Annotated in this window: 18 protein-coding genes; 8 read left to right on the top strand and 10 right to left on the bottom strand. The window is 71.9% G+C overall.

Features of this window, described 5'->3' with window-relative positions; genetic code table 11:
- The first annotated feature begins 25 nt into the window (after positions 1-25).
- Complete coding sequence (locus tag P8R59_RS04600; RefSeq protein WP_278102940.1) at positions 26-2,518, top strand: HAD-IC family P-type ATPase; 2,493 nt, start codon at positions 26-28, stop codon at positions 2,516-2,518.
- On the opposite strand, the gene P8R59_RS04595 is transcribed toward P8R59_RS04600, so the two are convergent.
- From P8R59_RS04595 to P8R59_RS04585, 3 genes are all read right to left on the bottom strand, one after another.
- Positions 2,467-2,898 carry a hypothetical protein gene (locus P8R59_RS04595; protein ID WP_278102939.1) on the bottom strand — a complete coding sequence of 144 codons (432 nt, stop codon included), beginning with the start codon at positions 2,896-2,898 and terminating at the stop codon, positions 2,467-2,469. The two genes, P8R59_RS04600 and P8R59_RS04595, sit on opposite strands and share 52 nt — an antisense overlap.
- Positions 2,899-2,973: 75 nt before the next feature.
- On the bottom strand, positions 2,974-3,609 hold the full coding sequence (locus tag P8R59_RS04590; RefSeq protein ID WP_278102938.1) for a metal-dependent transcriptional regulator: 636 nt from the start codon (positions 3,607-3,609) through the stop codon (positions 2,974-2,976).
- 9 nt (positions 3,610-3,618) lie between these two features.
- The gene (locus P8R59_RS04585) at positions 3,619-4,896 is read right to left on the bottom strand and encodes an Nramp family divalent metal transporter (protein WP_278102937.1); all 1,278 of its coding nucleotides are present in this window, start codon (positions 4,894-4,896) and stop codon (positions 3,619-3,621) included.
- A gap of 75 nt (positions 4,897-4,971) precedes the next feature.
- On the opposite strand from P8R59_RS04585, the gene P8R59_RS04580 reads away from it, so the two are divergent.
- Positions 4,972-5,622 (top strand): TrmH family RNA methyltransferase, encoded by a 651-nt coding sequence (locus P8R59_RS04580; protein WP_278102936.1) that lies wholly within the window; start codon positions 4,972-4,974, stop codon positions 5,620-5,622.
- 98 nt (positions 5,623-5,720) lie between these two features.
- Positions 5,721-6,770 carry a hypothetical protein gene (locus P8R59_RS04575; RefSeq protein ID WP_278102935.1) on the top strand — a complete coding sequence of 350 codons (1,050 nt, stop codon included), beginning with the start codon at positions 5,721-5,723 and terminating at the stop codon, positions 6,768-6,770.
- Here P8R59_RS04575 and P8R59_RS04570 read toward each other — a convergent pair.
- The 3 genes from P8R59_RS04570 to P8R59_RS04560 are packed head-to-tail and all read right to left on the bottom strand — an operon-like array spanning position 6,751 to position 9,058.
- Complete coding sequence (locus tag P8R59_RS04570; RefSeq protein WP_278102934.1) at positions 6,751-7,095, bottom strand: hypothetical protein; 345 nt, start codon at positions 7,093-7,095, stop codon at positions 6,751-6,753. The two genes, P8R59_RS04575 and P8R59_RS04570, sit on opposite strands and share 20 nt — an antisense overlap.
- A 49-nt stretch (positions 7,096-7,144) precedes the next feature.
- The gene (locus P8R59_RS04565) at positions 7,145-7,687 is read right to left on the bottom strand and encodes a hypothetical protein (protein WP_278102933.1); all 543 of its coding nucleotides are present in this window, start codon (positions 7,685-7,687) and stop codon (positions 7,145-7,147) included.
- A 42-nt stretch (positions 7,688-7,729) separates the two neighbouring features.
- Positions 7,730-9,058, bottom strand: coding sequence for an MATE family efflux transporter (locus tag P8R59_RS04560; RefSeq protein ID WP_278102932.1), 1,329 nt, complete (start codon positions 9,056-9,058; stop codon positions 7,730-7,732).
- A 73-nt stretch (positions 9,059-9,131) separates the two neighbouring features.
- Between P8R59_RS04560 and P8R59_RS04555 the strand changes: the two genes are divergently transcribed.
- The 4 genes from P8R59_RS04555 (at position 9,132) to P8R59_RS04540 (ending at position 13,395) form a co-directional block, all read left to right on the top strand.
- Positions 9,132-11,105 carry a M13 family metallopeptidase gene (locus P8R59_RS04555; protein WP_278102931.1) on the top strand — a complete coding sequence of 658 codons (1,974 nt, stop codon included), beginning with the start codon at positions 9,132-9,134 and terminating at the stop codon, positions 11,103-11,105.
- Positions 11,106-11,153: 48 nt separating this feature from the next.
- Positions 11,154-12,116, top strand: coding sequence for a serine hydrolase (locus P8R59_RS04550; RefSeq protein ID WP_431606878.1), 963 nt, complete (start codon positions 11,154-11,156; stop codon positions 12,114-12,116).
- Positions 12,117-12,217: 101 nt separating this feature from the next.
- Entirely contained in the window at positions 12,218-12,493 is a 276-nt protein-coding gene (locus P8R59_RS04545; protein ID WP_278102929.1) for a hypothetical protein, read from the top strand.
- Positions 12,494-12,507: 14 nt separating this feature from the next.
- Complete coding sequence (locus tag P8R59_RS04540) at positions 12,508-13,395, top strand: FHA domain-containing protein (protein ID WP_278102928.1); 888 nt, start codon at positions 12,508-12,510, stop codon at positions 13,393-13,395.
- A 40-nt stretch (positions 13,396-13,435) separates the two neighbouring features.
- Here P8R59_RS04540 and P8R59_RS04535 read toward each other — a convergent pair whose 3' ends face one another.
- The 3 genes from P8R59_RS04535 to purU form a co-directional block, all read right to left on the bottom strand.
- Complete coding sequence (locus tag P8R59_RS04535; RefSeq protein WP_278102927.1) at positions 13,436-14,665, bottom strand: MFS transporter; 1,230 nt, start codon at positions 14,663-14,665, stop codon at positions 13,436-13,438.
- A complete protein-coding gene (locus P8R59_RS04530; protein ID WP_278102926.1) occupies positions 14,662-15,186 on the bottom strand; it encodes an ArsR/SmtB family transcription factor in 525 nt (174 codons plus the stop codon). Before P8R59_RS04530 ends, P8R59_RS04535 begins: the two co-directional genes overlap by 4 nt.
- Before the next feature lie 65 nt (positions 15,187-15,251).
- Entirely contained in the window at positions 15,252-16,139 is an 888-nt protein-coding gene (purU, locus tag P8R59_RS04525) for a formyltetrahydrofolate deformylase (protein ID WP_077051419.1), read from the bottom strand.
- A 157-nt stretch (positions 16,140-16,296) separates the two neighbouring features.
- Between purU and P8R59_RS04520 the strand changes: the two genes are divergently transcribed.
- On the top strand, positions 16,297-17,613 hold the full coding sequence (locus tag P8R59_RS04520; RefSeq protein WP_278102925.1) for an MFS transporter: 1,317 nt from the start codon (positions 16,297-16,299) through the stop codon (positions 17,611-17,613).
- A 9-nt stretch (positions 17,614-17,622) separates the two neighbouring features.
- Here P8R59_RS04520 and P8R59_RS04515 read toward each other — a convergent pair whose 3' ends face one another.
- On the bottom strand, positions 17,623-18,027 hold the full coding sequence (locus P8R59_RS04515; protein WP_278102924.1) for an MFS transporter permease: 405 nt from the start codon (positions 18,025-18,027) through the stop codon (positions 17,623-17,625).
- Positions 18,028-18,030 lie beyond the last annotated feature (3 nt).

Raw genomic sequence — 18,030 nt, 5'->3', positions numbered from 1 at the left:
CGCGGCGTGCGCCTACAGTGATCGCATGGAGCCCCCCACCGCCATCGAGACCGTGGCCGACGATCGCGGGCTGACCGAGGCCGAGGTCGCCGAGCGGGTCGCCGCCGGGCAGACGAACGCCTTCGTCGCCGACAGCAGCCGGTCGGCGTGGAACATCGTCCGGGCCAACGTCTTCACGCTGTTCAACGGGATCGTGGGCGCGTGCTTCCTCGTGCTCCTCCTGCTCGGTCGGTGGCAGGACGCGCTGTTCGGCGTCGCGGCGCTCTCCAACGCCGTCATCGGATGCGTGCAGGAGTTCCGTGCGAAAGCCGCGCTCGACCGGCTCGCGCTGCTCAACGCGCCGCGTGCGCGTGTGCGCCGCGACGGTGTCGACGCCGAGATCGCCCCAGCCGAGGTGGTCCGCGACGACCTGCTCGTGCTGCGCGCGGGCGATCAGGTGCCCGCCGACGCCGTCGTGGCCGCGTCGCGCGCGCTGCAGATCGACGAGTCGATGCTGACGGGCGAATCGGATGCCGTCGACAAGAGGCCGGGCGACGAGGCGTTGTCCGGGTCGATCGTCGTCGCCGGCGAGGGGACGGCCCGCGTCACGCGCGTCGGCGCCGAGTCGTACGCCAACGCGTTCGCGGCCGAGGCCAAGCGCTTCCAGCTCGTCTCGAGCGAACTGCGCACCTCGATCGACCGCGTGCTCCGGTGGGTCGGGTGGGGGATCGGGCCGATCGGCCTCCTGGTGCTGAACGCGCAGATGATGGTGGCGGGCGGCTGGGTCGAGGCGTGGCGGCAGGGCACGTGGTCACAGGCCGTCGTCAACACGATCGCGGCGCTGACCGCGATGATCCCGCTCGGCCTCGTGCTCATGACCTCGATCGCCTTCGCCGTCGGAGCCGCCCGGCTCGCGGGCAAGAAGGTGCTCGTCAACGAACTGCCCGCGGTCGAGGGGCTCGCTCGCGTCGACGTCATCTGCCTCGACAAGACGGGCACGCTCACCGCGGGGGAGATCCGCTTCGACGCGGCTCTCGAGATGCAGTCGGCCGATGGCTGGCGCGACGTGCTCGCCTGGTACGGAGCGGCCGACGACGCCAACGCCACCGCCCAATGCCTGCGCGACCCCTTCCCCGTCACGGCGCCGCTGGCGGTGGCGCACCGGATCCCGTTCTCGTCGGCGCGCAAATGGAGCGCCGTGTCGTTCGAGGGCTCCGCGCCCGGAACCTGGGTGCTCGGGGCGCCCGAGATGGTCTTCGGCGATACCGCGGCCGACGCGACGAGCGAACTGGGCGCGGCGGTGACGCGACTGGCCTCGTCCGGCCGCCGCACGCTCGTGCTCGCCCACACCGCCGACCCGCTCGGCGACGGCGACGTCGCCGCCGAACGGTTCCCCGGCGGCGCGGTCCCCGTCGCCGTCCTGACCTTCGTCGAGGCGGTGCGCCCCGACGCCGCCGAGGCGCTCGCCTACTTCCGCGCGCAGGGCGTGGGCGTCCGGGTGATCTCGGGCGACAACCCGCGCACGGTCGCGGCGATCGCCCGCGAGGTCGGCCTCGAGGTCGACGAGGGCTACGACGCGCGGGGCCTCCCCGACGACGACGTCGAGCTCGGACGCATCCTCGAGGACCACACGGTGTTCGGGCGCGTCACCCCCGACCAGAAGAAGCGCATGGTGACGGCCCTCCAGGCGCGCGGACACGTCGTGGCCATGACCGGCGACGGCGTCAACGACGCATTGGCGATCAAGACCGCCGACATCGGCATCGCGATGAACTCGGGGGCCGCGGCGACCAAGGCGGTGGCGCGACTCGTGCTGCTCGACGGACGCTTCTCGCACCTCCCGTCGGTCGTCGCGGAGGGGCGCCAGGTGATCGCCAACATCGAGCGCGTCTCGATGCTCTTCCTCACCAAGACGGTCTACGCCACGGGCCTCGCCGTGCTCTTCGGCGCCCTCGTCATGGAGTTCCCGTTCCTGCCGCGACAGCTGTCGATCACCGACGGCCTGACCATCGGCATCCCGGCCTTCTTCCTCGCGCTGCTGCCGAACACGCAGCGCTACGTGCCCGGGTTCCTCCGTCGGTCGCTGAGCTTCGCGATCCCGGCGGGCCTCGTGATCGCGATCGCGCTCACGCTCTACACGCGTGCGGCGATGGCGATGGGGCTGAGCGTCGAGCAGCTGCGGACCGGGGCCACCATCATCCTCGCGATCGTGGCGATCTGGGTGCTGACGGTGCTCTCCCGCCCCGTGACCCGCGTGAAAGTGCTCGTCATCGGGGCGATGTTCATCGCGCTCACCGCGATCTTCACGATCCCGCCGCTGGGGCAGTTCTTCCAGCTGCAGGACCCGGGCGAAGACGGCGCCTGGCTCATCACCGGGGTCGTGATCGTCGCCGTCGGCGCGATCGAGGTCGTGCGGTTCGCGCATCGGCGCTTCGTGCGGCGGATGCTCCGGATGCCGCCGGCGGGACCCCGCGACGCGCGTCCGACTCAGAGCATCGGCGAGGGCTCCCCCGCGGAGGGCGCCGCGCGGCGGAAGTAGCGTCGCGCCGTCGGGGGGATCCAGATCGCGGCGATCACCGCGAGTGCCGCGAGGAGCGCGGTGATGATCGTGGGATCGAGCTCGGTGAGCGCCAGCGCGATGCCCTGCAGGATGACCAGCAGCGACAGATACGCGGTCAGGAGCGTGCGGGCCAGTCGGCTGCCCCGGGCGAGTGACGATCCGCCGGCCACGGTGAGCAGCCCCAGCAGGATCGTCGCGGCGCCCACCAACGACACCGGCAGCACGTCGTCGGCATCCACCTGATATCGCGACAGCAGGACGAGCACCCCGAGCGCCGTGTTGGCGAACCCGCCCACGTAGACGAGCACGACCGCGACGGTGACGGGGACGGGTCGACGGACCTCGACGGTGCTGGTCATGGCTGCCTCACGCTCGGCGGCTCCGGGAGCCGATGGGGTCAGCGTAACCGGGGAGCGGGTGACGCGGGGCCCGGGTCAGCGCGTGAGCCACACCGAACCGCCGGCGCCCTCGGGCAGCGTCACCTCGACGCCGTCGGCGCGGACGACGTCTTCCGAGACGACCTCGAGCTCGTGGCCCACGTCGATGCGGCGTTCCACCAGGGCGCGCAGGAGCTCCGGGTCGCGGTCGCTCACGCGCAAGACTCGCCCGGAGTGACCGGATGCCGCGTCCCGCAGCAGCACGAAGGGTTCGCGGTGCACCGCACCCGTGGCATCCGGGATCGCATCGCCATGCGGGTCGAACCGCGGACGACCGAGCCGCTCGTCGATGCCCTCGAGGAGCCGGTCGCTGAGCGAATGCTCGAGGACCTCGGCTTCGTCGTGCACCTCGTCCCACGAATAGCGGAACTCGCGCACGAGCCACGTCTCGATCAGGCGGTGCCGGCGGATGACCGATGCCGCCCGCCGTCGGCCCGCGGGCGTCAGCGAGACGGGACCGTACGGGCGGTGGCTCACGAGTCCCTGTGCCGCGAGCTTCTTCACCATCTCGGTGACGCTCGAGGGGGCCAGGCCCAGCACACCGGCGAGCTGCGAGGGCGTGATGGGGTCGTCCTGCCACTCGGTGTGGTGGTAGATCGCCTTGAGATAGTCGTCGGCCACGGGCGATTCCACGGGCTCAGCCTAACCGCCGCTGAACACCAGCCACAGGAGAACGGCGTTCAGCCCGACCAGGAACACGGATGCCGCCACCCCCGCCACCGTCGTGAGGGTGCGATTGCGGTGTAGGCCGAGCACGTCGCGCCGGGCGGTGAGGACCACGAGCGGAATGAGGGCGAACGGGATGCCGAACGACAGCACGACCTGACTCAGGACGAGGGCCAGGGTCGGGTCGATGCCGGCCCCCAGGATCAGCAGGGCCGGGATCAGAGTCACGAGGCGGCGCGCGAGGAGCGGGACGCGGACCCGCAGCAGGCCGTGCATGATCTCGGCGCCCGCATACGCTCCGACCGACGTGGAGGCGAGCCCGCTCGCGAGCAGCCCGATCGCGAAGAGGGTCGCGACGAGAGGGCCGAGTCCGTCGCGCAAGGCCGCATACGCGCCCTCGAGACTGTCCGTGCCCTCGACGCCCGTGAGGTTCGCGGCGGCGAGCAGCAGGATCGCGAGATTCACGGTGCCGGCGACGGCGAGGGCGATCGTCACGTCCCACCGGGTCGCGCGGAGCAGCCGCGGAGTCGAGAGGCCCCGCGCCGCTTCGAGATCGGCGGCGGCGGTCGGCTCGGCGGGGGCGAAGCGGTCGCGGGTCAGCGCGGAGTGGGCGTAGATCGCGTGGGGCATGATCGTGGCGCCGAGGATCGACGCGGCCAGCAGCACCGAGGTGGCCCCGTCGAATCGGGGAACGAGTCCTCCGACCACGGCGGCCGCGTCGGGCGGGGCGAAGAAGAGTCCCGCGGTGAACCCCACCGCGATGATGATGAGGAGGCCGATCACGACGGTCTCGAACGCACGGGCCCCGCGGCGCGACTGCACCAGGAGCACCGCGATCGACACCACCCCCGTGATCGCCCCGCCCCCCAGCAGGGGGATGCCGAACAACAGGTTGAGGGCGACGGCACCGCCGATCACCTCGGCGACGTCGGTGGCCATGGCCACCAGCTCGGCCTGCAGCCAGTAGGCCCGGCGGGCCCAGGGGCGGCGGATCCGCCGGCCGAGCAGCTGGGGCAGGCTCTCGCCGGTCACGATACCGAGCTTCGCCGAGAGGTACTGGATGAGCCACGCCATCACGTTGCCCAGGACCACGACCCACACGAGCAGGTAGCCGAACACCGCCCCGGCCGTCATGTTGCTGGCGACGTTGCCGGGGTCGAGGTAGGCGACCCCCGCGACCATCGCCGGACCGAGGAGCCAGGCCGCGCGGCCGGTGGTGCGGCGCGGGAGCGTGGCATCCAGATTTTTCGGCATGCCGAAACCCTAGCGATATTTCGGGCGACCGAAAACAGCGAACGCCGCTCGAGTCCCGGCGGATAGCCTGGGGGAGTGACCCACGGCGACGCGACCCCCGACCCCCAGGATGCGCCGCCCGTCCCCACGCACGGCGTGGGTCCGTGGCCCGGCGGGCCGGACGCCTGGCCCGACGATCCGCGCTACGACCGCGAACTGCTCGCCGAGGGCGATCGGCGCAACGTCGTCGACCCGTACCGCTACTGGACGATGGACGCCATCGTCGCCGATCTCGACGCCCGGCGGCATCCGTTCCACGTGGCGATCGAGAACTGGCAGCACGACCTCAACATCGGTTCGATCGTCCGCAGCGCCAACGCGTTCCTCGCGGCGGAGGTGCACATCATCGGCAAGCGCCGCTGGAACCGCCGCGGCGCGATGGTGACCGACCGGTACCAGCACGTCCGACACCACGAGGACGTCGCCGCGTTCGTGGAATGGGCGCAGGGAGAGGATCTCCCCGTCCTCGCGATCGACAACGTCGACGGATCGGTGCCCGTCGACCGCGCCGAGCTGCCCGAGGCGTGCGTCCTCCTCTTCGGTCAGGAGGGGCCGGGGCTGTCGCCCGAGGCGCTCGCCGCCGCGACCGGCGTCGTCGAGATCACGCAGTACGGTTCGACGCGATCCATCAACGCCGCGTCGGCCGCGGCCGTGGTCATGTACGAGTGGTGTCGCCGCTGGGCATGAGAGCTTTCTCATCCGGGAGAGGGGGAGAAACGCCCCCGGGTGTCGCAGACTACCCCTGCTGCTCGAACTCCCCCCTTCGACGGATGGATCCCCTCGCCATGTCCGATTCCCCTGAAACGACCCGTTCGCCGCGCGGTGTCGCGCGTCGCTCCGTCCTGAAGGCGGGGGCGTGGTCCGTCCCGGTGGTCGCGGTCGCGGTGGCGGCCCCCGCGGTGAGCGCCAGCACGACGGCGAACCTCGCCCTGCTCCCCCCGCAGTTCGGCAGCGGGGTGCCCCTGTTCACTCCCGCCCTCACCGAACGCTACGTCGCCAGCGAGCCCGTGGGCGTCGTGGTCGGCAACTCGACGGCACAGGTCTACACCGGCCCGGTCATCCTCCGGCTGGAGGTCGATCGCCGACTCTGGGACGTGACCGGTTTCACGTACGACGCCCGCGACGGTGAGGGAGCTCGGAGCGCCGGCTTCAGCGGTCCCTCGGTCACGGGTGACCGGGCCGTCTACACCGCCACGTTCGCCGCGACGGTCGTCCCGAACGCCGATCCGTACACCGGGATCCTCGTTCGTCCGGACCTGACGTTCCTCGGCGACTACCCGGATGACACTCTCGAGCCGGCCGATTCGGTCAGCACCTGGACACTCGTCGAGCCGGCCGACCTCGACGCCTCCGACAACGTCCACGTCAACGGTCCCGGGGCGACGGAGGAGTCCTCACCGTTCGGCGCGACCGTGACGGCGGACTTCGCGCAGGTCACCTCGGGCTCGGGCTCCGCGTATCGACCGACGCAGGCGACCCTGACATCGGTGGGGCCCAATCCCACCGCGGTGGGAGACACCGTCCGCGTCACCTTCGATGCGGCACTCGGCGACCTCGTCTCCCTCGAGGGCGTCGCCCTCAACGGAACGCCCGCGCCCGATCTGGTGTCCGAGCAGAGCAACACCGTCTCCGGCGCCTTCCGGTCGGTGCTGTTCTCACTGACGTCGCCGCTGGCCTCCGGTGACGTCGTCACCTTCGCGCTGTCCTACTCGGATCCCACCGGCGCGACGCCGCAGGTGGGATCGTCGCCGCAGATCGGCTACAGCGCGGCCGTCCCCAACGACCCCGATCAGCGCGCCCTGTCGCGAAGCTACGTCAACGGCCCCCAGAGCTGAGCGAAGGCGACCCGGCATCGGGCTCGACCGCGTCGGAGCGCCCCACGCTCCCGGAGAGCTGCGGGCACTCGTCGACGACGGGCCGGCCGTGGACGCGGCCCGTCCGAAGCAGCAGGAGCGCCGCTCCGAAGAGCACGCCCGCGCTCACCAGCACCGAGACGGCGAGTACCGCGCCCGAGAAGGGTCTGTTGCGGTACACCCACGTCGACGACGCGGCATCCCACGCCTGGTACTCGACGTAGTAATAGCCGCCCGCGCAGAAGATGACCATGGCCACGATCAGCGCGACGGCCACGATCAGCGTTCCCGCCACATGCCCCCGCATGCGACCAGGATAGGGATCGCACGTGTCGGGCGTGTGAAATCGGCGGGAATCAGGTTCCCGCGCGCGGATGCACTTCGTAAACGAACACGGCCTGCGTCGGGGAGTCGACCTGCAGGGTGGCGGAGGTGGTGGCATCCCATCGGAGGGTCGTCGGCGCGGCACCGGGCTCGCCGGGGAGACCGCATGCGACGTCGGTCGACGTGCCGGCGGAGCCGCTGACCTGGACGGTGAGGGGCGCGCCCGTGGCGCTCTCGCATGCGATGACGACATCCCACGATCCGCCGACGGGCTGGAGGTCGACGCTCGCCCCGGCCGATCCGACCTCGCCGGTGCCGCGGGCGACGGCGGTGCTACCGCCGAGACCGTTCTCGGGCAGCGCGGTCGCCGCCCACTGTTCGAGCGTCGCGGCGTCGCTCGGCAGCGCTTCGCCGGGAGACGGTGCCGACGGGGAGAGCGACGGCGTGGAGGGAGGCGGGGTCGACGCCGAGGGAGCGGGCGACGCCGCGTCCGTCGACGTGCATCCCGCGAGCAGGATCAGCGCAGGGAACAGCAGGGCGGGGAGGGCCGCGCGGGCCGGGGGGTTCGACCTCATGACGGCACGGTACGCGCGAGTCCTGGGAGTCGCGTGGGCATCTCAGGCACCCGCGGTCATCCACGCCCTGCCGCGCACGCGGAGTCCCAGCGTCGTGGCGCGGGCCAGCATGTAGACCCCGAAGAACGCGGCGGCGAGCCAGGCCAGACCCGCCGGGCCGCCGCCCGCGAACAGGGCCACGAGCACGAGCGCGGGAACGTACGGCACGAGGTTGAGCAGCCCCGCGATCGCGAGGTAGCGCGCGTCGCCGGCGCCGATCAGGACGCCGTCGAGCACGAACACGAACGACGCGAGCGGCTGCGCGACGGCGAGCACGAGGAGCGCCGGCTGGATGAGGGCGGCGATCTCGGGATCGCCCGTGAACACCAGACCGAGGACCCCGGATGCCGCGGCCACGAGCGCCCCGACCGCGACGCCGAACCACAGGCCCCACGCCACCGTGCGCGAGAGCACGTGCCGCGCCCCGGCGACGTCGCCCGCGCCGAGCGACTTGCCGACGAGCGCCTGCGCCGCGATCGCGAGCGCATCGAGCGCGAAGGCCGCGGTCGAGAAGATCGTGAAGGCGATCTGCCACCCCGCCAGCTCGGCCGACCCGAGGCCGGTGGCCACCGCCACCGTCGCGAGGAACGCGGCGCGCAGGCTCAGCGTGCGCAGGAACAGCCAGCCGCCCGAGCGCGCCGTGCCGCGGAGCCCGCCGGGCTCGGGGCGCAGCGACGCCGCGTGCGTGCGGGCCAGGCGGGTCGCGATGACGACGTAGGCGCCCACCATGCCCCACTGCGCGACGACCGTGCCGATCGCGGAACCGGCGATGCCCCAGCCGAAGCCGTAGATGAAGAGGAAGTTCAGAAGCGCGTTGGCGCCGAAGCCGAGACCGGCGATCCACAGGGGGGTCACGGTGTCCTGCATTCCGCGCAACAGCCCGGTCGCGGCGAACACGACGAGCATCGCGGGGAGTCCCCACATCGAGATCGACAGGTACACGCGGGCGTTCTCGGCCACGTCGGGTGCCGCGCCGAACACGTCGACCAGCGCCGGGGTGGCGAGGACGCCCGCGGCGGCGAGGACGGCGCCGATCGTCAGGGCGAACCACATGCCGTCGATGCCGACGGACACCGCACGACCCAGTTCTCCCGCACCGAACCGGCGCGCCACGGCGGGCGTGGTGGCGTACGCCAGGAACACCATCAGCCCGACCACCGTCTGCAGGACCGCGCTGGCGATCCCCAGCCCGGCGAGCGGCGCCACGCCGAGGTGTCCCACCATGGCGCCGTCGACGATGAGGAACAGCGGCTCGGCGATCAGCGCGCCCAGGGCCGGCACGGCCAACCGCACGATCGCGCGGTTCAGCGTCGCCGGTGCGGGGGTGGTCACCGTTCGAGCCTACGGCCGCCCCCCGACACAACATGCTGAGCCCGCGTGGAGCGGAGGGATTTATCCTGTCTCCATGACCCAGACCCCCCGATCCGGTCTCGCGCTCGACGAACTGAGCGACGAGATCCGCCCCCAGGACGACCTGTTCCGCCACGTGAACGGCCGCTGGCTGGAGCGCACCGAGATCCCCGACGACAAAGCCCGATGGGGCAGCTTCCATCTCATCGCCGAACAGGCGGAGAAGGACGTCCGCACCATCGTGGAGGAGTCGCAGCAGGCCGAGCCGGGCAGCGAAGCCCGCAAGATCGGCGACCTGTTCGCGAGCTTCCTGGACACCGACCGCATCGAGGAGGCGGGAGCGGCGCCGCTGGCGGATCAGCTCGCCCGCGTCGACGCCGTGACCGACGTGCCCGGCTTCCTCCGTCTCGTCGGAGAGCTCGAGCGCGACGGTGTGAGCGGCCTGCTGACCCTGTTCGTCGAGCCCGACCCGGGCGACCCCACCCGCTACGTCCCCGTGATCTACCAGGGCGGCCTGTCGCTCCCTGACGAGAGCTACTACCGGCTCGAGAACTTCGCCGAGACGCGCGCCGCCTACCGCGCGCACATCCAGCGCATGTTCGAGCTGGCCGGGGTCGCCGAGCCGGCGGCATCCGCTGATCGTGTCTTCGCCCTCGAGACCGAGCTCGCGACCCACCACTGGTCGCGCGAAGACAGCCGCGACGCCGTGAAGACCTACAACCTGCGCACGTGGGACGAGATGGTCGGCCTCGCCGGACTCGACCTCGTGCCGTGGCGCGCGGGTGTCGCATCAGGGCACGAGGACGCCTTCGCCGAGGTCGTCGTCTACCAGCCGAGCTTCATCGAGTCCCTCGGCGCACTGCTGGTCGACGAGCGCCTCGAGGACTGGAAGGCGTGGCTGCGGTTCGCCGTCGTGCACTCCGCCGCGGCGTTCCTGTCGGAGGAGTTCGTGGCCGAGAACTTCGCGTTCTACGGCACCCAGCTCACCGGTGTGCCGGTGAACCGCGAGCGTTGGAAGCGCGGCGTCGGCCTGGTCGAGGCGGCGCTCGGCGAAGCCGTCGGCAAGGTGTACGTCGAGCGGCACTTCCCGCCCGCGGCGAAGGATGCCATGGACGTCCTCGTGAAGAACCTGATCGAGGCCTACCGCGAGTCGATCACCGCGCTGGAGTGGATGACGCCCGAGACCCGGGAGCGCGCGCTCGCGAAGCTCGACGCGTTCACGCCCAAGATCGGTTACCCGGTGAAGTGGAAGGACTACTCCGACCTCGAGATCGAGGCCGACGACCTCGTCGGGAACGTCCGTCGCGCTCACGTCTGGGAGCACGACCGGCAGCTCGCGAAGGTCGGTCAGCCGATCGATCGCGACGAGTGGTACATGACCCCGCAGACCGTCAACGCGTACTACAACCCGCTGATGAACGAGATCGTGTTCCCCGCGGCGATCCTGCAGTACCCCTTCTTCGACGCCGACCGCGACGCCGCCGCCAACTACGGCGGGATCGGCGCGGTCATCGGCCACGAGATCGGCCACGGGTTCGACGACCAGGGCAGTCGCTTCGACGGCGACGGGTCGCTGCGCGACTGGTGGACGGATGCCGACCGCTCGGCGTTCGAGGAGCGCACCAAGGCGCTCATCGCCCAGTACGAGGCGCTCGTCCCCGAGGGCCTGAGCGAGGAGCACCACGTCAACGGCGCCCTCACGATCGGCGAGAACATCGGCGACCTCGGGGGCCTGGGCATCGCGCTCCGCGCCTACCGGCTGTCGCTCGGTGCCGACGAGCCCGCCGACGGTCCCGAGGTCGACGGGTACAGCGGCATCCAGAGGCTCCTGCTCAGCTGGGCGCAGATCTGGCAGCAGAAGGGCCGGGATGCCGAGACCATCCGCCTGCTGACGATCGACCCGCACTCGCCGAACGAATTCCGTTGCAACCAGATCGTGCGCAACATCGATGCGTTCTACGACGCGTTCGAGGTCACCGAGGGCGATGCCCTGTGGCTCGACGCGGACCAGCGCGTCACCATTTGGTGAGGTCGCGTTTGTTGCTCTCCTGACCCGGAAGGAGCCACGCTCGTGGGCATGCCACCGGTTCCCGAGCCTGCCGCACCCGAGCCTTCCGGAGGGTCCGTGGAATCGTCGCGACGCGACGCCCCGGCCCTCCGGGGTTCGGCGCGGAAAGGACCCCGACGCCTGCCGCGACGGGCGGCCGCCGGTCGCCGGTCGTTCACGGCGACGCTTCGCGCGCTCGACGAGCTCGCGGCGTCCGGGGCGAAGGTGTCGGTGCGCATCGACGACCTCGACGGCGGCTCCGCGGTGCTCGAGGGCGACGATTTCGTCACGCTGCCGGTCGCCGGACTGGGCGTCGTCCCGCTGCTGGTCGAGGTGGCCGCGGCGATCGAGGCCGGCCGCGTCGAGGCTCTCGAGATCATCGACCGCGCCACGGTCCACACCGCGTCGGCCGGGGGAGTGTGGCAGCACCTGAAGGCCCCGGCGCTGCCGCTGGCGGACGTGGCGGTGCTCGCGGCGTCCGCCGGGGACGCGCTCGCCGCCAACGCTCTGCTGCAGCGCGTCGGGCTGCCCGCGGTCCGCGCGCGCATCGAGCAGCTGGGGCTGCGGCGAACCGCCCTCCTCGACCGCTTCCGCGACGACCGCGGACCCGACGACGCTCCGCACGTCGCGCTGTCCACCGCGCGCGAGATGGCTGCCGTGTTCGCCGGACTCGTCAATTCCACGGTCGTGTCGCCGGGGGTCAGCGCCCAGGTCGCGGAATGGCTGAGCCTGAACCACGACCTGTCGCTGGTGGCATCCGCGACCGGTCTCGACCCGTTCGCCCACGAGAACGACCGCCACGGTCTGCTGTTCGTCAACAAGACCGGCCGATCCGAGGGCGTGCGCGCCGAAGCGGGCGTGCTCGGCGGCCCGCGTGCGGGCGTCGCCTACGCGCTCATCGCGAACTTCGACGACCTCTCGATCGCGCACCGTCTGCGCGCGCACGACGCGTTCCGCGTGCTGGGCGTGGAGCTGATGGAGTACGTGTACTGACGGCGGGTTATCCCGCAACTCGTCCCGGAACGCAATCCCTCCGTGCGCAATGCGGCCCGGTGGGAATCTGGTGCCCCCGAACACCAGAAAGGACTGGGACGATGTCCGACACCACCGCATCCACCGACCCGTTCGCAAACTCCGCCGGCCCCGAGGGGCACTCGATCACCGACTGGACCGACCTCGGTCGCGAGATGTGGTCGTACCTCACCGGCCGCGGCGCCGCGGTCAACTACTCGTTCGTCGACATGACCGTCGAGGTGCCCCGCGACATCGGACCCGACGCCCCCCGCGCGACCTGGAAGCTCAACGGCACCCTCCGCGTCACCACGAGCGACGACACCGCGCCGGGCTCCGACCCGTACCGCGGCAACTGAGAGCGGGCGCCGTCATGGTGCGCCTCGACATCGACCTCGCCTTCTCCGAGGAGGAGACGGGGACGGATGCCGCGCTCCCCCCGTTCGAGGGCACGATCACCGCCGCGGGTTCCGAGGTGCGCGTGACCATCAGCGACCCGTCGCGGCTGCCCGGCAACGGTCGCCGCACGCTCGCTGAGCTCTCCACGGTCGCCGACGCGCTCGCCGCGCGCGGAATATCGGTGCGCGTGGAGGGGCCGGACGGCCCGATCCTGCACCTGGGCGAGGTCAAGAGCAGCCTGCTGCAGCGGGTGGTGACCGGCTCGCCGCACATCCGACTCGGGTCCGTGGCGGCGTTGGCGCCGCTGCTCACCCGCCGCAACGGGGGCCAGGCGCTCACGTTCCCGGTGCCGCCGGGGACGCCGCTGCCGCTCGTGCCGACCGTCAACCGGTTCGTGCCGCGCCGGATCACGACGACGCACTACACCCCCGGATCGGGCCGGCCGCGCCTGATTTTCGCCGTCGGCTCCTCATCGTGGGACGGATCGCGCCCGCGCGAGTTCGACCTGCTCCCGACGAAGACCGTCATCGGGTCCGGCGACGAGGCCGACCTGCGTCTGCCCGGCCTCGCGCCCGTCCACGCCGAGATCCGGCACGAGGGCGACGACGAGTACGTCCTGTACGGATTCGACGTCGTCGGCGGCGGCGGTGCCGCGGTCGAGGGGCGTCGCGGTAACGGCCGCATCCTGCGCACGGGCGCGCGGATCGAGCTCGGCGACTGGCGCCTGGCGTACTTCCGCGCGGAGTGGGCCGATCACGGCCGTCCGTACGGCGGTCGTGTCGGCGGCGAGCTCGCGCGTCAGCGCAAGCAACCGCCGCGGGGAGGCCGCGGGCCGCTCGCGCAGGCCTCCGACCCCGACTGAGCCGGCCCGGGGACGCCGAGACCGCATCCGTCGGACAGTGTCAGGCGGATGCCGTCTCGGCGGGCCCGCTCTCGGGCGCCACCACCCGCCACACGCTCCGCGTCGACGCGGCCACGAGCGTCGCCGCCACGACGAGCGCGGCGCAGGTCCACAGCACCGGGGTCGTTCCGACCGCGTGGGCAGCCGGACCGACGACCGCTTCGCCCAGGGGCACGGCGATGAACGACCCGACCATGTCGTAGGAGTAGACGCGCGAGAGCGCGTCGCGGGGGATGTGTGACTGCAGCGATTGGTCCCAGGCGATCGCGAAGAGCTCGATGGCGAAGCCGCCGAGCGCGAAGCCGACGAGCAGCACGGGCACCACGGGAGCCGCCGCGAGGGTCGCGACCGGAACCGCGGCGAACGCCATCGCGGCGACGCCGATCCCGAGGGCGCGACGGGGCCGCCAGCGCAGCGCGACCACCGCCCCCAGCGCGAGGCCCAGGGTCTGCGCGCCGATGACGAACCCCCACGCCGACCGTCCGATCGTCTCGTCCGCCACGACCGGCCCGAGCACCGCGACCGCACCGGTGAACGCGGCGTTCAGGACGGCGAACTGCAGCACGACGATCCACACCCAGGAGCGGCTCGTGAACTCGCGCCATCCCTCCCGCAGGTCCGCGATCATCGATGTCCGCGGCGCCGCGGCGCGCTCGGGCAGGCGCAGCCGGGAGAAGAACGCGGCCGCGGCCGCGAACGCGGCGGCATCCACGGCCAGTCCCCAGCCCGGTCCCACCGAGGCGATCAGGATGCCACCCGCCGAGGCGCCGAGGATCGTGCCGCCGTTGAGTCCCAGGCGCAGCAGTGCGTTGGCCGAGCGCAGTTGGTCGGGCGGGACGGTGTCGGGCACGAGCGCGGCGGACGCGGGCAGGCTCACGCCGGCGACCGCGCCGTTGAGGATGCTCAACACGATCAACGCGGGCACGGTCGCCGACCCCGTCACGACGAGGGCGGCGACACCGCCCTGCGTGAGTGCCGCCGCGACCGATGTCCCCACGAGCAGGAGGTTGCGGGGGAGGCGGTCGGCGAGGACGCCGCCGAAGAGGAGGACGGCGACGTTCGCGATCGAACGGGCCGCGACGACGAGCCCCAGATCGGCGGCCGAGCCCGTGAGATCGAGCACGGCGAAGGCGAGGGCGATCGGTGCGACGGCGTTGCCCACGATGCTCGTCGTCCGCGCCGCGAGCAGCCACCGGAAGGCGGCGTGGCGCAACGGGCCCCGGCCGCTCACGGGCGCTCCAGTCGGAAGAGCGCCGCCGTCATCGAGACCGGCTGCGTCCCGGGGCTCCGCGGCGGCCGGGCGGCGGCGTGCAGGAGGGCAGAGGCCTCGGCGACGTGGTGCACCACCCGTCGCCACACCTCGGGATCGACCCACAGCTCGGCGTCGGTCGTGACGCCGGGGCCCTCGGCGCGCCGACGTGCGCGGCGCCGCAGCTCGTCGATGAGCGCCTCGACGTAGGACGCCTCGTCCTCGGCGGGGACGCGCGGTGCCGGGGGCGCGTCGGGATCGATCCGGCGCGAGGACGACTCGTGGCGGTAGCGCTTGGCATCCCCGCCCCGGAGGCGCACGGTCTCGACGACGCGGATCAGACCCACCCGCTCGAGCACGCGGAGGTGGTAGCTCGCCGACGCCTGCGAAACGCCGAGCTCCCGCCCGACCTCGGCGGCGCTCATGGCCGCTCCGGTCAGCAGGGACAGCATTCGGAGCCGGAGGGGGTGCGCGGTGGCGCGCAGCTCGTCGATGCGGGTCATGCCCCGATGCTCGCTCGGCGGGGGCCGACCGTCAAATGTCTCTTTGGGGGTCGGTGACCCCGGCCTCAAGACGTGAAGACGATGGTGTGGTTACCGCTGCGGATGATGCGGTCCTCGGCGTGCCACAGCACGGCGCGCGAGAGCACCTGACGCTCGACGTCGGCACCGCGGCGCGCGAGCTCGGCGGCCGAGTCGGCGTGGGTGACGCGGATCGTGTCCTGCTCGATGATCGGCCCCTCGTCGAGGTCGCCCGTGACGTAGTGGGAGGTCGCGCCGATGAGCTTGACGCCGCGTTCCTTGGCCTTCTTGTACGGCTCCGCGCCGATGAAGGCGGGCAGGAAGGAGTGGTGGATGTTGATCACCGGCACCCCGATCTTCTCGAGGAAGTCGGGCGAGAGGATCTGCATGTACCGCGCGAGCACGACGAAGTCGACGTTGCCGACGAGCAGCTCGAGGATGCGGGCCTCGGATGCCGACTTGTCGGGGCCGGGGGTGGAGGGGACGTGGAAGAACGGCACGCCGAACGAGCGGACGTCCTCGGCCGAGGTCGTGTGGTTGGACACGACCATGGGGATGCTCACGGGCAGGTCGCCGCGGCGGTGGCGCCACAGCAGGTCGAGCAGGCAGTGGTCCTGCTTGGACGCGAGGATCGCCATGCGCTTCGGGGTGGCGAGGTCGGTGAGCTTCCACTCGAGCTCGAACCCGTCGCGGAGCGTGCGGTGGAGATCCGCCTGGATCTCGGGCAGGGATGCCGCGAGGTCGGGGCGGTGGAACACCACGCGCTGGAAGTACGCCCCACCGCGCGTGCCGTCGGAGTACTGGTCGAAGGCGACGATGTTGCCGCCCTGCCGGGCGATGAGAGCCGAGACCGCGGCGATGATGCCGGGGGTGTCGCTGCCGTGGACGATGAGACACGCGTGATCGGGCTGCAGGTGGGGGCTCGCGGAGACCATCGGACCATTCTGCCGTGCCCCGGTGACGGCGGTGACCACCGCCTCCGCCCTCAGCCGACCCGCGCGCGGCCGCGCGGACCGCGGTGTCGGCGCCCGCGACTAGCCTGGTGGATGCCGCTGTGTGCGGCATCCCTCCCCTCTTCTCCCAGGAACCACCGTGATCAGCAGCCTCGAACGCCCCGGCTGGCGGACGTGGACGCTGTGGGGCGTGGGCGTCCTCGCTTACGTCGTGTCGATCGTCAACCGCACGTCGCTGTCGGCGGTGGGCGTGGATGCCGCCACCCGGTTCCAGGCCGACGCGTCGGCGCTGTCGATGTTCGCGGTGATCCAGCTGTTCGTCTACGGCGCGATGCAGATCCCCGTCGGACTGCTGCTCGACCGCTTCGGCGCACGACCGATGATCGCGATCGGCATGCTGCTGATGGCGGCGGGCCAGTTGGTCATGGCGTTCGCGGACGCGGTGGGGATCGGCATCCTGGCCCGCGTCCTCATCGGCGCGGGCGACGCGATGATCTTCCCCAGCGTGCTGCGCGTGATCGCGACGTGGTTCCCGGCGCAACGGGCACCGGTGCTCGTGCAGCTGACGGGGATCATCGGTCAGCTCGGCCAGATCGTCGCCGTCGTGCCGCTCGCCGCGCTCCTGCACGCGACGAGCTGGAGCGTCGCCTTCGGCAGCGTCGCGGGGCTCGGCGTGCTGTTCGCCGTCCTCACGTACGCGATCATCCGCAACCGTCCGCCCGAGCGGCGCGACGATGCGGTCGACACGTCGGTCGACACCCAGACCGGCACGATCCGCGTCGTCACCTCGGCGGCCGATCTGCGGCAGGGTTTCCGCGAGTCGTGGGCGCACCCCGGCACACGTCTGGGTTTCTGGTCGCACTTCGCCACGCCCTTCGCCGGCACGGCGTTCATGCTGCTGTGGGGCTTCCCCTTCCTCACCGCCGGTGAGGGGCTGCCTCCCGCGACCGCGTCGGGCATCATGACGCTCTTCGTGCTGTTCGGCATCGTGAGCGGGCCGGTGATCGGAGCCCTGTCCAGTCGGCATCCGCGTCGCCGGTCTCGCTGGCTCGTGCTGCCCACCGTGGTGTTCCAGGCGCTCGTCTGGATCGTCGTCGCGGCCTGGCCGGGACCGGCGCCCCTGTGGCTGCTGATCGTGCTGATGTTCGCTCTCGCGACCGGTGGCCCGGCGTCGATGATCGCGTTCGACCACGCACGCACCTTCACGCCCAGCCATCGCCTGAGCACCGCGACCGGCATCGTGAACGGCGGCGGCTTCCTCGCCGCGCTCCTCGCGATCCTCTTCATCGGTATCGCGATGGACGTGCAGGGTGCCGGCACCCCCGACACCTACTCCCTGGATGCCTTCCGCCTCGCGTTCCTCACGCAGGTGCCGCTGTGGCTGCTCGGGGGGATCGCGATCGTTGTCGAGCGCGGTCGCACGATCCGTCACGTCGGCGGGATGCCCCCGCGCTGACCCGCCGGCTCAGCCCTGCCCGGTGATGCGGCCCCACAGGTCGCCGACGATGGGCGCCAGGTCGGACGCGCGTTCGGCCGACCCGGTGACCACGGCGACCAGCGGGAACGCCGTCACCGCCAGCGCGACCATCACGGCCAGGACGGTCCAGACGATCGCGGTCGCCGTACGGCGGCGGGTCAGGGCAGCGAGGAGGAGTCCCACGCAGACGACGACCCCGGCGAGGGCCACGAGCGTCACGCTCGCCGCCGGGAAGGGGACGAGCCCGACCGTGGATGCCGTGGCCCCGGCGAGGAACCCGACGAGCGGCAGGAACAGTCCCGCCGCGATGACGACGACGAGAACGGTTCCGATCCCCGCCGTCACGAGGACTCCGCGCGGTCGGCGGGCGGTCGTGATGCGTCCGGCTCTCATCGT

Origin of the sequence: Microbacterium proteolyticum (assembly GCF_029639405.1) — a bacterium.
GTDB lineage: Bacteria > Actinomycetota > Actinomycetes > Actinomycetales > Microbacteriaceae > Microbacterium.
The sequence above is the reverse complement of the archived record's forward strand: the minus strand, read 5'-3'. Positions and strand labels throughout refer to the sequence as shown.